Raw genomic sequence first — 16,515 nt, 5'->3', positions numbered from 1 at the left:
CGCCCGTGCTCAGATGCGCGCGAGCGTTTCGTTCCGGGAAGCGCCGTGCGGCACCGTCGTCGCATCGCGTTCGGCGGGTGCGTCGCCCGCCGCGACGCGCGATTCGAGCGGCGCGTCCCGCATCGTCTCGCCCAGTTCCGCCTGCAACGCGGCGTAGCCCTCGAGCACGAAGCGCGAGAACGCCGAGCGGAACCGCGCCGCGCTGAACCGCTCCGCGTTCGCGCGGCACGCATGCGGATCGAACGTGCCCGCCGGCATCGCCTCGAACCGGTCGATCGCATCGATCAGCGCGCCGCATGTCTGCTTCGCATAGAAGAGGCCCGTCGGCGCCGCGCCCGTCGCACGCACCGATTCGCAGACGCCGCCCTTGCCGTACGCGATCACGGGCGTGCCGCACGCCTGCGCTTCGACGGGCGAGATGCCGAAATCCTCTTCCGCGGCGAACACGAACGCTTTCGCGCGCTGCAGATGGTCGTGCAGCACGTCGAACGGCTGGTAGCCGAGCAGCGTGACGTTCGGGCCCGCGAGCGAGCGGATCTTCGCCGCCTCCGGCCCGTCGCCGATCACGATGAGCCGGCGCGACGGCATGTGCGAAAACGCCTCGACGATCAGGTCGATCCGCTTGTACGGCACGAGGCGCGACGCCGTCAGGTAGAAGTCGTCCTTCGTGTCGCGCAGCGCGAGATGATCGACGTCGACGGGCGGATAGATGACCGTCGCGTCGCGCCGATACGTCTTGCGAATGCGTCGCGCGACGAAGCGCGAATTCGCCGCGAGCAGATCGACCCCGTTCGCGGAGCGCGCATCCCAGTTGCGAATGTAGTGCAGCAGCGTGCGCGCGAGCGCCGACTTCACGCCGCGCGCGAGCCCCGCCTCGTTCAGGTATTGATGCTGCAGATCCCACGCGTAACGCACGGGCGAATGCACGTAGCTCGCGTGCAACTGGTCCGGGCCGTTCAGCACGCCCTTCGCCACCGCATACGAGCTCGACAGGATCAGGTCGTAGCCGGACAGATCGAACTGCTCGATCGCGAACGGGAAAAGCGGCAGATAGCTGCGGTATTTGCTGCGCGCGAACGGCAATGTCTGGATGAACGACGTATGCACCGGCCGGCCGCGCAGGCATGAGCGGTCGTCGAGAAAATCGACGAGGCTGTAGATGTCGGCCTGCGGAAAGCAGTCGATCATCTGCGCGAGCACACGCTCCGCGCCGCCATACACCACCAGCCAGTCGTGAACGATTGCTACCTTCAAACAGAAAGTCCTTTCGATGTGCGCTTGGGCGCGTCGGATCGAACGCGGGTTGCGTCGTCAGCGAGCGTCGCGAGTGGCACGGTGGCGCGTCGTCATCGCATCGCGGCCATTATCCGAACAAGCATGCACGCCCTATGTGCGCGAGCGCACATTACGCAAGGATCGACGCCGCGGCTCGTGTGCGCCGCACACATCGGCGGCGCGCCGCACGCCGCGCTTCGCTCGTCACGCGCACGGTACGCTTTCGAACAGAACGGCCCAGGGTCCGCTCGTATCTTTGCGATCATAGGCCGCATCGGAAACATCTCTCATGTCGCGGCGCACCAAACCCGCGCCGCACGACGCGGCACGCGGCCCAGAAACGAGGAATCTCCATCATGGACTGGACATGCTGCGAATTCAGGCATCTGAGTTCGAACGAGCTTTACATGATCCTTCGCGCACGCAACGCAGTCCTCGTCGTCGAGGATGCGCACACGCATCTCGACATCGACGGCAAGGACGAATTCGCGATCCACGTGTTCGCCGCCGACAAGCGCGGCGAGCAGCCGTCGATCGCCGCATACGCGCGCCTGCTGCCCGGTGACGACATCGACCCCGAAACGACGATCGACAAGATCCTGACGAGCGCCGCGCATCGCGACGATCGCACGATCGACGCGCTGATCGAGCACGTGCTGGCGGCCGCGCACGCGCGCTGGCCGGATGCGCCGGTGCGCGTGCAGGCGCCCGCCCAACACGAAGGCTTCTACAACCGCTTCGGTTTCCGCAAGGTCGACGGGCCGTATCTCGAGCATGGCGCGCCTTACGTCGGCATGCTGCGCGCGGCGAGCAGCCCGTCGGAGGCCGTGCGCAATCTGCTCGATCTCGTCGGCACCGCGCCGAATGCGAGCGCCGTCGCCGCGACCGCGGCGCGCAAGGCGCGCCAGGCCGACGCCGAATCCACCACCGAAGGCGAGCGCTACGCGTTCGCCGGCCGGCTGCCGGCCGATTCCGGAATGAACCGATGACCGATCTCGCCACGAACCCCACTTCCACCGCGCCGCGCGACGCGCTGCCGCGCATCCTGCCCGTGATTCTCGCGGGCGGCTCCGGCACACGCCTCTGGCCGCTGTCGCGCGAGCACCATCCGAAACAACTGATCGACCTGATCGCCGACGAATCGCCGCTGTCCGCAACCGCGCGCCGCCTCACGGGCATCGCGAACGCCGAGCTCGCCGACACGCTGCTGCTCGTCTGCGGCGAGCAGCATCGCTTCACGAGCGCCGCGCAAGTGAGCGCGCGCGGCCTGAACGCGCGCATCCTGCTCGAGCCGGACGCACGCAACACGGCGCCCGCGCTCACGCTCGCCGCGCTCGAAGCGCTCGCGCATCACGACGACCCCGTGCTCGCGGCGATGCCCGCCGATCATGCGGTGTCCGATGCGCGCGCGTTCCAGGACACGGTCGCGCAGGCGGCGCGCTACGCGCAGGACGGCGCGATCGTCACGCTCGGCGTGCTGCCGCGCCGCGCGGAAACGGGCTACGGCTACATCAAGGTCGGCGCGCCGCTTGCGGACTCGAACGGTGCCGAAGGCGGCCACGCGATCGACAGCTTCGTCGAGAAACCGCACCAGGAACTCGCGCAGCAATACCTGCAATCCGGCGACTACTGGTGGAACAGCGGCATCTTCGTCGTGCGCGCATCGACGTGGCTCGCGGCGATCCGCGCGCTGCAGCCGGACATGCACGCGGCCTGCGAAGCGGCGTGGCGCAACGGCGCGAACGACGGAGCGTTCTTCAGGGCGGATGCGGCGGCATTCGCCGGGTGCCCGTCCGATTCGATCGACTACGCGGTGATGGAGCGCCTGACGGGCGCGCGCTCGCTCGGCATCCCGGGCGTGATCGTGCCGCTCGCGGCCGGCTGGTCCGACGTCGGCTCGTGGGATGCGATCTGGGAACTGCTGCCGAAGGACGAAGCGGGCAACGTCGCGCGCGGCGACGTGCTGTTCGAAGGCACCGAAGACAGCTTCGCGCGCTCCGAAGGCCGGCTCGTCGCGTGCGTCGGGCTCAAGGACGTGGTCGTCGTCGAGACGCCGGATGCCGTGCTCGTCGCGAACAAGCATCGCGTGCAGGACGTGAAGACCGTCGTCGCGCGCCTGAAGTCCGGCCAGCACGATCAGGTGCGCGATCACCGCAAGGTGCAGCGCCCGTGGGGCTACTACGATTCGATCGATCGCGGCGAGCGCTTCCAGGTGAAGCGGATCGTCGTCGATCCGGGCAAGCAGTTGTCGCTGCAGATGCACTATCACCGCGCCGAGCACTGGATCGTCGTGCGCGGCACCGCGAAGGTCACGCGCGGCGACGAGACGTTCCTGCTGAGCGAGAACGAATCGACGTACATCGCGGTCGGCGCGGTTCACCGCCTGGAGAACCCGGGCAAGATTGCGCTCGAGATCATCGAGGTTCAATCGGGCGACTATCTCGGCGAAGACGACATCGTTCGCTTCGACGACCGTTACGGCCGCGCGAGCGCGCAACCCGCGCCCGATGCGGCGAAGCCGGCAGAGGCCGGGCCCGCGCCATCCGCCGAGCCTGCGCGCGCGCTCGGCGAGCACTGAAAAGCGCGGGCGGACCCGCCCGCGCCGTTTCGCATGAAAGTACTCGTCATCAACGATTTCGCCCGCAAGGGCGGCGCCGAAGAGGTCTACCGGACATCGGTCGACGTCCTGCGCGCGCAGCCGGGCGTCGAAGTCGCGACGTTCGACGAGCGCGCGTTCGAAGGGGCCGCGAGCGGCGCGGCGCGCGCGTGGAATGCACCCGCCGCGCGCGCGCTCGCGGCCGTGCTCGAACGCGAGGCGCCGCAGCGCGTGCTCGTGCACAACTATCACAACCTGCTGTCGCCTTCCGTCGTGCCGGCGATCGCGCGCTACAAGCGGCGCACGGGCTGCCGCGCGTACCTCACGTGCCACGACTACCATCTCGTCTTCTACAACCCGAACCTGCTGACCTACCCGCGCGGCCGCGCGACGCCGCTGCCGCTCGACGCGCTCGCGCGCGGCGCTCGGCTCTTCGAGCGATCGAGCCCGCGCGGCGCGCTGCACGACGCGATCAAGAAGCTGCACTGGCACGCGATCGACGCGCTCGTGCAGCCCGCCGACGCGTTCGATCTGCTGCTCTGCCCAAGCCCGTACATGCGCGACGCGCTCGCGCAGCGCGGCATCGCGCGCACCGCGCTGCTGCACAACCCGGTCAGCACCGCGCTCGCGCCGCGCGAGCCGAAATGCGCGGACCGCGAGCGGCTCGATCTCGCGTTCGTCGGCCGCATCGATCCGGAAAAGGGCCTCGACGAATTTCTCGAACTCGCGAGCGCGTCGCGCTTCGAGCGCATCGCGAGCGTGACCGTGTACGGCGACGGCGCTCAGCGCGCGATGCTCGAGCACAAGTACGCGGATCTGATCGCGGCCGGCCGGTTGCGCTTCGCCGGCCGGCTCGATCACGCGCGGCTCTTCGTCGCGCTGCGCGAGCACGATGCGCTCGTGCTGCCGTCGGTGTGGGCGGAAAACGCGCCGCTCGTGATCGTCGAGGCGGCGATGATCGGGCTGCCCGTGCTCGTCCACGACGTCGGCAGCCTGTCGAGCTTCGGCGACGAGATCGGCAACAAGATCCGCTACGCGCGCAACGACGCGAGCCTCGCGCACGCGCTCGACGCGTTGCGCGCGCATCTGCGCGACCCGCGGCGCCGTTACGACTGGTCGCTCTACACGCGGCAGCATTACGCCGAACGCCTGGCCGCGCTGCTGCAACTGAGCGCCGACGAAGCACGGGAACTCGCGCCGCAATGCGATTGATCGATCCGGTTCACCTCGCCGCGCGCGCCACGAGCGCGCGCGGCACGATGTCGCCCATGCGACGCGAAGGCCACGCATGACGACCGTCCGCAAGAACTTCCTGCTGCTGATGACGCTGCAGATCTCGACCTATGTCGTGCCGCTCGTCACGCTGCCGCTCCTCACGCGCGTGCTCGGCCCCGAGGCATACGGGCAGTTGTCGTTCGTGCTCGCCGTCATCACGTACTTCATCAATTTCACGAACTACAGTTTCGATCTGACCGCGACGCCGCGCGTCGCGCTCGCGCACGACGATCTCGCCGCGCGCTCGAAGATCTTCTGGGCGACCTTCGCCGCGCAGGCCGCGATCACGGTGGCCGGCTTCGCGATCCTGCTCGCGCTCACGTTCGCGATCGGCCGGTTCGCGATTGACCGCACGCTGCTCGTGATCGGCTTCGGCATGACGGTGGGCGCCGCGCTCACGCCCGGCTGGTATTTCCAGGGCATCCAGAAGCTGCGCATCTACAGCGTCACGCTGTTCGCGTGCCGCGCGCTCAGCGTGCCGGCGATGTATCTGTTCGTGCGCTCGCCCGCCGACCTGATCGACGCGGTCGCGATCAACGCGGCCGTGCCGCTCGTGTGCGGCGCGCTCGTGTTCGGCTATCTGATCGCGCGGCGCGAAGTGGCGTTCGTGCGCATCGGCGCGGCCGACGTCGCCGCGTCGCTCAAGGGCGGATGGCAGGTGTTTCTCGCGTCGACATCGGTCGCGTTCTATGCGTCGACGAACACCGTGCTGCTCGGCTTCGTGTCGGGCAACGTCGCGGCGGGCTACTTCGCCGCGGGCGACAAGCTGATCCGCTCGGCGATCAGCCTGCTGCAGCCGCTGAAGGCGGCCGCATATCCGCACGTCAGCTATCTGATGCATCACGCGCGCGAGGACGCGATGTCGTTCCTGCGCAAGCTACTCGTCGTGCAGGGCGCCCTGGTGCTCGCGATCTCGCTCGCGATCTTCGCGCTCGCGCCGCTCGCCGTGCACATCCTGTACGGCCCGACCTATGAGCCGACCGTCGGCGTGCTGCGCTGCATGGCGTTCATTCCGTTCATGGCCGGCATGACCGACCTGTTCGGCGTGCAGACGATGCTGCCGCTCGGCATGAAGAGCGCATTCAGCCGCGTGCTGATTTCATCCGGCGTGCTGAACGTCGCGCTGCTGCCGCTGCTCGCGAAGTTCTTCGCCGAGCAGGGCGCGGCGGCCGCCGTGCTGATCGCGGAGACCGCGGTTGCCGCGACGCTCGCATACGTGCTGTATCGCAAGCGCGTGTCGATCTTCGCGCGGCCTGCGCCGCGTCCCGCGTCCCGCGGGTGACGGCTGTCGGCTGGCAATCGGCAAGCGGCAATCTACAACCAGCGCACGATAACCGCTCGCGCCTCCGAGCGCGGCGCTACGAACGCGCCGCCTCGCGCCACGGCACGGGCCGCCCGATGTAATAGCCCTGCGCATAATCGACGCCGAGCGCGGCGAGCTTGCGCAGCGTCGCCGCGCTGTCGACGTACTCTGCAATCGTCTTGCAATTCATCGCATGCCCGATGTCGTTGATCGACGCGACGATGTCGAGTCTCGCGGCGTCGTTCGCGATGCCCGTCACGAAGCTGCCATCGATCTTCAGGTACTCGACGGGCAGTTGCCTCAGATAGCTGAGCGACGCCATCCCGGAGCCGAAATCGTCGAGCGCGAACCGGCAGCCGAGCGCCCTCAGTTCGTGCATGAAGCGCAGCGCGCCGGCCAGGTTCGCTATCGCGGCCGTCTCGGTGATCTCGAAACAGATCAGCGCGGGCGCGACGCGCGTCCGCGCGAACTGTTCGAGCACGTAATCGAGGAAACGCTCGTCGCCGATCGAGATCCCCGAAAGATTGATCGCGTATTCGCTGAAGCGCCGGCTGCGCGTGCGCGCGAGCGCGTCGAGCACCGTGCGCACGACCCAGCGGTCGATATCCGTCACGAGCCCGTAGCGCTCGGCCGCGCGAATGAAAAGGCCGGGCGGCGCAACGCCTTCGCGCTCGCCGAGCGAGCCCATCCGCAGCAGCAGCTCGCCCCGGTTCGCGCGTGGCAGGCTGCTCGCGCCCTGTGTCGCGGTATCGATGATCGGCTGCACGTACAGGCAGAAATCGTCGTATTCGAGCGCCTGCCTCACGCGCGCGCACCACGACACGTCGCTGATGTGGTGCGCGAGCGCGCGATCGTGCGGATCGGCCAGTTGCACGCGGTTGCGTCCGCGCGCCTTCGCGACGTCGCACGCGATGCCGGCGAGACGCACCGCATCCTCGACGCGCGGCGCGCGGTCCGGCGCGCCGAGCAGCGCGACGCCGACGCTCGCCGTCACCGAGAACGGCTGACCGTCCCAGACGAACACGAAGCCGTCGACGCTCGCGCGCAGGTGCTCCGCCGCGCACACGGCCGATGCTTCGTCACCCGCGTCGAGCAGCACGCAGAATTCGTCGCCGCCGAGCCGCGCGACGACGTCGGCCGACGCCGCGCACGACACGAGGCGCGCGGCGAGCGCGGCGAGCATCGCGTCGCCCGCCGCATAGCCGCACGTGTCGTTGACGATCCGGAAGCAATCGAGATCGACGAACAGCAGCGCGACCGGCCTGCGCACGTTTGCCGCGCGCGCGAAAGCGACGTGGCGTTCGAACTCGGCGCGATTCGGCAGACCGGTGAGCGGATCGTGCGTCGTCTGCCACGCGAGGCGGCGCACGAGATCGTGCTCGGTCGCGAGGCTCTTCAGCACGAGCACGCGGCCGCGGCCGCACGCGCGCGGCGCTCGCCCGGACGGCGGCGCGATCGACGACGCGGTCGCGCGCACGGCGATCGCGCCGCCGTCGGCGCGGTACAGCGTCGCGTCGTAACTGCCGCCGTCCTCGAGACCGCCGAGCGGCGCGTCGGCCGATGCGGCCGAGCCGGATGCATCGAACGAATCGAACGAATCGGACGCGCCTGACGAACCGGCCGAGCCGGCCGCATCGCCGCATGTGCGCGACAGCCGCAGCGCCGACACGAGCGGACGGCCGCGGCAATCGTCGGCGAGCATGCCGATCAGCCGCTCCGCCGCCGGATTCAGGCATTCGACGCGCCCTGCCCGGCCGGTGAAGATCACGCCGTCGCCGACCGCGACGAGCGCCGCGCGCGCTCGCGCTTCGCTCATCGCGAGCGCGCCCTCCGCTTCGCCGAGGCGAAGCGCGAGCCGCCTGATCCGGAACACGGGCAGCAGCGCGAGCGCGATCATGCCGAGCAGGCTCAAAGCAAGCACGATGGCTGCCGGTTCGCGAAACGTCGAATCGATCATGTCCAGGTACGATTGCGATTGTGGGACCGCCGCGGCGCCGGCTTCGGACGGTCGCGGCGTCGTGTTCTGCGCAGCGTGCGGCGCGTCCGCCACGCTTGCATCCGCCGTGCACGTCGCGTCGTGCGCGCGCCGTTCGCGCATGCCGATCGGGCCGAACACGCGCTCGATCGCATCGAAGTCCGGCGGCGCGTCGCCGCGCGCCGCTTCGGCGGATGCCTCGCCGACGCCCTCGGCAATGAACGCGCAACCTGTCAAGCGCGCGCCGATGCTCGTCGGGATCGCGACCGGCGCACGGCTGCGCGCGATGCCGTGCAACCCGGCGGACAGCAGCGCCGCGCCGAGCAGGGCCGCCGCCAGCGCGCTCGGTCCGCAAGACAGTCGACTGGGGACGGAAGCCATCGATGCATCACCGAAAGCGATAAGCCGCGAACATTTCGAGCGCGCATTCGATTAATCGATTCGAAATTCCGATGCCAAATCGATTCCGATTTGCGCCGATTCAACCTGATTCGATCATCCACGACATCGTGATGCGAGTGTGTGGGCTGGATGACGCAATTCATTTCGGATCGATGCGCGCCCTACGTGGCGCGCGCCTTTCACGACTAAGCGTTTCAGGCTTGCCGTTCCGGCATGTATCGAATGAAAATGAAGCGTCGGGTTAGTCCTTGCCCATGCCTGTTCATAATCGAGCGAAATCGAAATTCAAAACACAAATCATCAAATTTCGATTCCGAATGCAGGCGCTCCGGATCAATTGATTCCTGATATTTGAAGTCAATCCGGCGAACGATTTTGATCAGAACAATCGCCGCATCCGCATTCAGCTCCGGTAACCCGGATCGATCCAGTCGACGATCCGCCTGCCTTCGTCGGGCAGCGCCGCGTGAAGCGCCCTCGCGCGGCGCGCGCAAGCCCGGCGGCGGGCCCGCGCTACAGGAACAGCAGCGAGCGGTTGAGTTCATCCTCGTCGCGCGGCCGCTCGCACCAACGCTCGGCGACGGGCACCGAATACAGCCGCTGCGCGCCGAAGCGCGGCCAGAAGTGGCACAGGCCGGGCGCGATCACCTGCACGACCGGCAGGCCGATGTCGGGCCGCGTCTTGTCGACGACGAGCGTATCGATGCCCGCCGCGGACAAGCGCGCGACGCAATCCTCGATGTCGCCCTTCAGATCGCTGGCGCCGTGCGACGCCCGAGAAGGCGCACGCGTCGGCGGCAACGCGGGATCGGGATGAAGGAAGGCGTCGCCCGGCAGCTTGTCGACATCCCAGGGCGGCGGCGCCGACGCGCCGACGTCGAGCAGTTGATTCACTTCGGTGAGCGCGCGCTGTAACGCGATCCGGCTGTCAAGCTGACAGCCGAAGCCGATCGAGTAGCGCCCTGTCGCCGTTTCTCGCGCCAGCGCGACGAACACCGGAATGCGCAGGTCGTGCGTGATGTCGAGCGCCCACAAGCGCCAGCCGAGCGATGCATAGTCGGCGACGAGCGCGTCGAAGTACGGATCGCCGAAGCTTTCGATGTCGACGGCCGGCCGGCGCAGCATGTTGTACCACCAGATCGCGACCGCATCGCGCTCGACGAGTTCGAGCAGGCCCTGCAGGATCGCCTCCTCGATGCACGCGCCCGCCGCGCAGCCGTTCGGGTTGTGTATGCAATACGCGGTGCCGCTCGCCGCGGGCGTTTCCGCATAGCAGTACGCAAGCGGCACGAGCCGCCGCGCGCCCGTCGCGATCGACCAGGCGGGCGTCCAGTCGATCACGCTGTCGCGCGCGAAGCGCCGCGGCACCTGCTTGCGCGGGTCGTCGGTCGTCGCGTTGTGGCGCTCGCGCCGCTCGAACTGGCGATCGCTGTATTGCTGCAGCGCGTTGACGTCGATCGGCCCGCCGCCCGGCGGCGCGTGCGCGGAAAGCTCCGCGAGGCTGCCGCGCAGCGTCGCTTCGTCGCCCTGATACACGCCGCTGAAGCGTTCGAGCGCCTCGGCGAGCGCGCTTGCGCGCGCCTGTGCGTCGCTCGCGCCCTTGCCCGAGCACAGCTTGTCGAAACGGTTCTCGCGCGGCGCGCTCGGCGGGCACACCAGGTAGCCCGCCACATAGACGTGCCGCATGCCGGCGTTGCGCCCGGGCATCGGATGCAGATACGCGATCGGGCCGCTCACCGGAGAAATCAGATGTCCGTAGCGTTTGAAGAGCTCGGCGGCGGCGAGCGTCCGATAGCCGCCTTCGCGGCGCGCGCCCGCATCCGCCGATGCAAGCGCCACCGGGCGCTCGGCCTGCTCGCGCATCCATCCCGCCTTGCCGCAACGCGGACACTGCGGCCGCCTCACGACGCGATGCGCGGCGGTGGCAAGCGTATCGACGCGCAGCGACACGATGTGCGCGCCCGCATGGCGGCGGCGCTGCGCATTCACTGCGATCTGCTCGACGAACGACGCGACGACGGCCGCGACGGCGGCGGCGCTTGCGCGGCTATGCGCGCCCGGCAGGCGCGCCGCGTCGCTGCCGTGCAGGCGCGCGAGCAGCGTCTCGACCGGGTGGTTCAGCGCGGTCCAGTAGCGCACGCATTCGATGCAGGGCGGCGCATCGGCGCCGGCATCGGCGTCCGCCGCCCGCGCCGGTGCCGGTGCCGCGGGCGCACCGAGCAACGGCCCCAGCAGCGGCTCCACGCGATCGGGAACGGCGACGAGCAGCGCGCCGCCGCGCGCCGCCGCGCGTTCGGCGGCCTCGACCAATTCGGCGCGCTCGTAGCTGTCCGCGAGCGCGACCGTCAGCGGCGCGTCGGGCGCGACGCCGATGCCGCAAGCGGCGAATGCGTCGAGCTGCGCGCGCGGGTCCACGCCGAACGCCTCGACGGCGACCGAGAGTCGCGATTCGAGCTCGCACGCCGCATCGCCGTCGACGCCCGTGCGCTCATAGAAGCCGATGGCGGCATCGCGCTCGCCGGGCGCGTCGGCGCGCACGTAGCCGCGCCGCACGAGGTGATCGAGCGCGGCGAGCACCTCCCATTGAGAAAACCGCGCGGCGAGCGCCGCGAACGTCTGCGCGATCGTCAGGCGCTCGCGCATGCACGCGGCGAGCGCGGGAAACACGTCGCCCGGCAACACCGAGCGCCTGAATTCGTCCACCACATACAACGCGCCGGAACCGGCGTCGCGCACCAGCAGATGCGGCTTGAAACGCAGCACGCGCGAGAAGTCGTCGAGCATCGTCCCCCCGTAAGGGATACCGCGATTGACATGCGCGGCCCGGCCCGCGCGCGCGATGCGCCGGGCCGCGCCGCAGGCCGCCGTATGAACGGCTCAGCAGCAGGTGAAGAGATAGGCGGGCCCGGCGTCGTTGTATGCGGCGAGCGCGATGCCTTCTTCGGCGAGGTTCGCGGGCTGCTTCGGAATGCCGACGCTCAACGTGTTGGCGGGCAGATTCCAGCGCTGCCGTTTGGCATCCCAGCCATAATGAGGCTCGCTCGCCGGGACTTCGGCGACCTTGAGATTCAGGATCCACGGGCAGCGATAGTCGAGATAGCGTTCGAGCGCATCGAGCGGATCGGCGAGCAGATCCCGCTTGAATTCCTCGTTCTCCCACGACAGCGCGATCGCGCGCAGATAGACCTCAGGGAATTCGAGCAGCGATTGGTGGGTAGGGACGGCGTTGTTGTCGGCCATGTCAGATCTCCTTGCGGTCCGGTCCAAACAGACTGATGTGCCTCGCGTTGTACGCGGCGAGCGCGGCCGCGCGCTGCTCCGGCGGCGGCGCCGGCGGCAGCACGAGATCGAGGCCGTTGACCTCCTTCGTCGTCCACCCGCCGTTCGTGAGCGGCGTCCACGTCGCGCTGTCGTCGTGCACCTTCAGATGCATCTTCATCGGGAACCGGTAGTCGAAACGCTTGTACAGCGCGTCGACCGGATGCGCGATCAGATCCTTGCGAAACTGGGGATCGTGCCACGCCGCCGCGATCGCCTGCACGATCACCGCGCGGTACTCGAGAAACTGGTCATACGTCGGAATACTGGGGCTTCGGTCTGTCATTGCTCTTCTCCAGTGGTTGATCGGAGTCCTCGTTGCAGCTCGCGCAGCTCCGCCTGCGCTTTCTTCACGATTCGAGCCATGCCGCTCTGCCGCGCGACGGCGGCGGCCCGCGCGCACAACGCATCGACCTCGTCGGCCGCGCGGCGGCCGTGCGCGTCGCGCACGCAGCGCGCCTTCTTGAGCAGCAGCTCCGCGACGTAATGGCGCTCGTCCATCGATTCGGCGAGCGCGAGACATTCGTCGAGCGTCGCGATCGCGGCGCGCGCGTCGCCGCGATCGGCTTCGATGTCGGCGACGACCGACACGTAATACGTGAGACCGAGCAGGCATCCCGACACGCGCAGCGCGTCGACGTTCGCGCGCGCCGCGTCGCGATCGCCGTCGCACCACGCATGCAGGACGGCCGCGTAGCGCTCGACCGCGTTGAGCCCGTAGCAGCGCGACAGCCGCAGCACCGCGTCCGACGTCGTGCGCGCGCCGTCGCGGTCGCCCGCGCATTGCTGCATTCGCGCGAGATACATCATCGTCAGGCCAATCGTCGGCAGATGATCGCTGCAGGTCGCGAGTTCAACCGCGTCGTGCGCGAGCGCGAGCGTGCGCGGGACGTCGTCGTCGATGCCCCACAGCACGCACGCGCGCGCGGACAGCGCCCACGCGCGCGTATCGAGGCCGAACGTGCGCCGATGATCGCCGTCGCGGCGCGGGTCGTACGCGGCGAGCGCCGCGTCGAACGCGTCGAGCGCGGGCGTGTAGTGGCCGTCGATCCAGAGCGCCATGCCGCGCAGCGTATCGGCCGCGACGCCGAGATCGGCGCGCGCCGACGCGCGCGCGAGCGCCGACAGTTGCGCGCCGATACGGCGCACCGCCTCGCGATCGCCGGCGACGTGGTGATACACCGCGACCGTCCACAACGCGCTCGCGGCCGCCTTCGCGTCGCTCAGCTCGCCGACGCGCGCCAGCACGCGGTCGGTATGCTCGCGCACGCGCGGATCGCCCCAGCCGTCGCGCGCCATCTGCGCGTGCGCGAGCGTCAGGTCGATCGAGACGGCGTCCTCCTGCTGCCCCGGATAGTCGCAATGCAGCAGCCAGCCGCGCACCGCGCTCGCGTAGCGGATCGCGTCGTCGTGCAGCGCGCGAGCGAGCGCGTGGCGCGCGGCCTCGATGCCGTGCGGCACCGCGTCGGCGAACGCGTGCGCGCGCGCGAAATGGTCGGCGATGTTCGCCGAGCGCGCCGCCGGATCGCCGGCCGCGGCGCGCGCGAGCAGCGCGTGCGCGACGCGCCGGTGGTGCTCGCGGCGCATCGCGGCCGGCATCGATTCGTACGCGGCCTCGCGCAGCAATGCGTGGCGGAACACGTACGTCGCGCCGCCGATCCGGTGCTGCGCGTACAGCACGCGGCCTTCGAGCAGCCGCCGCAACCGGTCGTCGAGTTCCGCGCCCGCGTGCGGCGACGCATCGGCGAGCAGCCGCGCGTCGACTTCGAGGCCGATCGTCGCGGCGAGCTGCACGGTGTCGAGCGCGTCGTCCGCGCGTTCGAGCGCAAGCTCGAGCGTCTCGCGCAGGCTGCCCGGCAGCGGGCAGCGCCCCGCTTCCGCGAGATCCGGCAGACGTCCGCTCGCCGTCGGCACGACGCCGCCCTCGGCGAGCGCGCGGATCGTTTCCTCGACATACAGCGGCACGCCGCCCGTGCGCTTCACGAGGAAGTCGAGCGCCGCGCGGTCCGCGCCCGCGTCGGGCATCAGCGACACGATCAGATTGCGCGTCGCGGCGGCCGGCAGGCGGCGCAGCATCAGCCGCTCGGTGCCGCGCCGCCAGCGCTCGAGCTGCTCCGGCCGCGACGTCAGCACGACGCACACCGCCGCGCACGCCGGATGACGCGCGAGCGCGTCGAGAAAATCACCCGTCGCGCTGTCGCACCATTGCACGTCGTCGACGATCAGCAGCACCGGGCCACCGCCGCCGAGCGAGCCGAGCAGTTGGCACAGCACGTCGAAGAGCGCCTGCTGCTGCCGCGCGCCCGACCAGCGCAGCGTATCCGCGCCGCCCGGCAGGCCGAGCCACGCGGCGAGCGTCGCGCGCGCGGACGCGCGATCGCCGTCGAACGCTTCGAGCATCCGGTCGAGCGCGTGCGGATCGCCCGCGTCGAGCTGCCAGTGCGCGCGCACGAAGCGCAGGATCGGAAAGAGCGCATGGTTCGTCTGCTCGGGCAGGCACACGCACGCCGCGCACGCGCCGCGCTGCGCGCGCACCATCTCGCGCAGCGCATGCACGAGCCGCGACTTGCCGATGCCCGGCTCGCCGACGATGAGCGTCGCGCGCCGCCACCCGCGCGTGCCGCCCCCCGCCGCGCGCATCGCATCGCGCCACGCGCGCGCGAGCGCCGCCTGCTCGCGGTCGCGGCCAACGATGGGCGCCGCGTCGCCAAGCTCGAGCGATTCGAACGGCCCGCGCTCGTAGCGCTCGCCGAGCAGCTCGCGCACCGGCTGCGGCGCGGCGCCGGGCGCGGCGAACACGAGCGGCGTCGCCGCGGCGTCGACGTGGCGCTCGAGCGCGCGCGCCGCCTCGTCGCTCAGCAGAATGCCGCCCGGCGGCGCGATGCGCTGCAGGCCGACCGCCGCGCTCGCAATCGCGCCGCCAGACGCGCCGCGCGCGTTCGCGAGCGCGGTGCCGACGTGGATCGCGCCCGCGATCTCGATCCGCCACGCGGGCGCGGGCGCGGGCGCACGCGCGCCGTCGTCGTCGTTGTCGTAGGCGGACGAGCGCGGCGCGCCCGTCGGCGGCCCCGCATGCCGCGTCATTTCGAGCGCCGCGCGACACGCGCGCTGCGCGGGACGATCGATGCCTTCCGGGTAGCCGAAGTAGAACAGCAGCGTGTCGCCGAGCGCGCCCGCGACGTGGCCGCCGTAGCGCACCGCGATGTCCGAGCAGCGCGTGAGCCACTGCGCATGGTAGGCGTCGAGCGCTTCCTCGGCCGCCGCCGCGTCGTCCGGCTGCGCGCCGGTCGCGACGATCGCGACGCGGCAGCAAAGCGCCGTGACCTGCCGGCGCCCGACGGGCGCGTCGAGCGCGATCGTCCTGCCCGGCTCGCGATACGCGGCGCCCGGCTCCGCCTGCGCGCGCCGCCCGTAGCGCAGGCCGCCGACGAGCGCCGGAAAGTGGATCGCGCGAAACCGGCCCGCGAGCGCCTGCGCGGATTCCGCGCGCTGCCGGGGGTCCTTGTTCAGCGCATCGCGCAGCACGTCGCCGAGCGGGTGCGCGGCGATCGCGGGCGGCAGCGCGACGTCGACGGGGCTCAGATGCTGATACAGGACGTCCGCGATGCTCGCGCCCTGCATCACCGGGTGCCCGGTCAGGCACTCGATCACCATCAGGCCCCACGCGTAGAAATCGCTCTTCGCCGTCGGCGGCTCGCCGCGCAACTGCTCCGGCGCGCAATACTGCGGCGAGCCGAGCACCTCGGCCGTCGCGGTGAGCGTCAGCTCGTCGGCCGCGTGCGCATCGGGCAGCAGCGCGCCGATCCCGAAGTCGAGGATCTTCGCGCACGGCTCGCCGTCGAGCGTCGTCACCATCACGTTCTGCGGCTTCAGGTCGCGATGCACGACGCCGTTCGCATGCGCGTGCGCAAGACCGTCGAGCACCTGCGCCATCAGCGTGCCCGTCGTCTCGGCGGGCAGCGCGCCGTCGGCCGCGAGCAGCGCGCGCAACGTGCGGCCCGCGACGTGCTCGAACACGGCGAACAGCAGGCCGTCCGGCGTCTCTCCGCTGTCGAGCAGCGCGACGACGTGCGGATGCGACAGCCGCGCGCACAGCGCCATCTCGCGGCGAAAGCGCGCGCGCAGCCGGGTGCGCTCGCGCGCGCCGCTCGGCGCGTCCTCGCGCAGCAGCTTGATCGCGACGCGCTGCGACGTGTCGAGCCGGATCGCCTCGTGCACGCGGCCCGCGCCGCCTTCGCCAAGCACGGCGCCGAGCCGGTAGCGATGCTCGCCTTGCAGTTCGTCGCCGTCGCCGGGCAGCAGCGGCGCAAGCGCGCGCGGCGAACGGCGATTGCCGGTGCGCGCGCGTTCAGCCAGAACGGGAGCAGACAT

General features: G+C 70.3%; 11 protein-coding genes and 1 pseudogene. 5 read left to right on the top strand and 7 right to left on the bottom strand.

Features of this window, described 5'->3' with window-relative positions; all coding sequences use genetic code 11:
* Positions 1-9 precede the first annotated feature (9 nt).
* Positions 10-1,254, bottom strand: a complete 1,245-nt coding sequence (locus WS92_RS13805) for a glycosyltransferase family 4 protein (RefSeq protein WP_059932576.1) — start codon at positions 1,252-1,254, stop codon at positions 10-12.
* 18 nt (positions 1,255-1,272) lie between these two features.
* Here WS92_RS13805 and WS92_RS32105 point away from each other — a divergent pair, with 18 nt between their 5' ends.
* The 5 genes from WS92_RS32105 (at position 1,273) to WS92_RS13785 (ending at position 6,428) form a co-directional block, all read left to right on the top strand.
* Positions 1,273-1,665, top strand: coding sequence for a hypothetical protein (locus tag WS92_RS32105; protein WP_167359312.1), 393 nt, complete (start codon positions 1,273-1,275; stop codon positions 1,663-1,665).
* Positions 1,632-2,264, top strand: coding sequence for a GNAT family N-acetyltransferase (locus tag WS92_RS13800; RefSeq protein ID WP_009911218.1), 633 nt, complete (start codon positions 1,632-1,634; stop codon positions 2,262-2,264). The genes WS92_RS32105 and WS92_RS13800 overlap by 34 nt, the downstream gene beginning before the upstream one ends.
* A complete protein-coding gene (locus WS92_RS13795; protein WP_059932578.1) occupies positions 2,261-3,853 on the top strand; it encodes a mannose-1-phosphate guanylyltransferase/mannose-6-phosphate isomerase in 1,593 nt (530 codons plus the stop codon). The genes WS92_RS13800 and WS92_RS13795 overlap by 4 nt, the downstream gene beginning before the upstream one ends.
* Positions 3,854-3,886: 33 nt before the next feature.
* A complete protein-coding gene (locus WS92_RS13790) occupies positions 3,887-5,083 on the top strand; it encodes a glycosyltransferase family 4 protein (protein ID WP_059932580.1) in 1,197 nt (398 codons plus the stop codon).
* Positions 5,084-5,159: 76 nt separating this feature from the next.
* On the top strand, positions 5,160-6,428 hold the full coding sequence (locus WS92_RS13785; RefSeq protein WP_006024526.1) for a flippase: 1,269 nt from the start codon (positions 5,160-5,162) through the stop codon (positions 6,426-6,428).
* 79 nt (positions 6,429-6,507) lie between these two features.
* Here WS92_RS13785 and WS92_RS13780 read toward each other — a convergent pair.
* From WS92_RS13780 to WS92_RS13760, 6 genes and pseudogenes are all read right to left on the bottom strand, one after another.
* Positions 6,508-8,805 (bottom strand): annotated as a pseudogene (locus WS92_RS13780) (EAL domain-containing protein); the annotation flags it as partial.
* A gap of 215 nt (positions 8,806-9,020) precedes the next feature.
* Positions 9,021-9,371, bottom strand: a complete 351-nt coding sequence (locus WS92_RS35795; RefSeq protein WP_171845215.1) for a hypothetical protein — start codon at positions 9,369-9,371, stop codon at positions 9,021-9,023.
* Positions 9,340-11,610 (bottom strand): TOMM precursor leader peptide-binding protein, encoded by a 2,271-nt coding sequence (locus WS92_RS13775; protein ID WP_059932584.1) that lies wholly within the window; start codon positions 11,608-11,610, stop codon positions 9,340-9,342. Before WS92_RS13775 ends, WS92_RS35795 begins: the two co-directional genes overlap by 32 nt.
* Before the next feature lie 93 nt (positions 11,611-11,703).
* On the bottom strand, positions 11,704-12,066 hold the full coding sequence (locus WS92_RS13770; protein ID WP_006024523.1) for a BMA_0021/BMA_0022 family TOMM bacteriocin: 363 nt from the start codon (positions 12,064-12,066) through the stop codon (positions 11,704-11,706).
* 1 nt (position 12,067) lies between these two features.
* Positions 12,068-12,430: a BMA_0021/BMA_0022 family TOMM bacteriocin gene (locus tag WS92_RS13765; RefSeq protein ID WP_015601332.1), complete on the bottom strand. Its 363-nt coding sequence runs from the start codon at positions 12,428-12,430 to the stop codon at positions 12,068-12,070.
* Complete coding sequence (locus tag WS92_RS13760; RefSeq protein ID WP_059932586.1) at positions 12,427-16,515, bottom strand: TOMM system kinase/cyclase fusion protein; 4,089 nt, start codon at positions 16,513-16,515, stop codon at positions 12,427-12,429. The genes WS92_RS13765 and WS92_RS13760 overlap by 4 nt, the downstream gene beginning before the upstream one ends.

The sequence above is a fragment of the Burkholderia sp. MSMB1588 genome (genome assembly GCF_001546925.1).
Lineage (GTDB): Bacteria > Pseudomonadota > Gammaproteobacteria > Burkholderiales > Burkholderiaceae > Burkholderia > Burkholderia humptydooensis.
The sequence above is the reverse complement of the archived record's forward strand: the minus strand, read 5'-3'. Positions and strand labels throughout refer to the sequence as shown.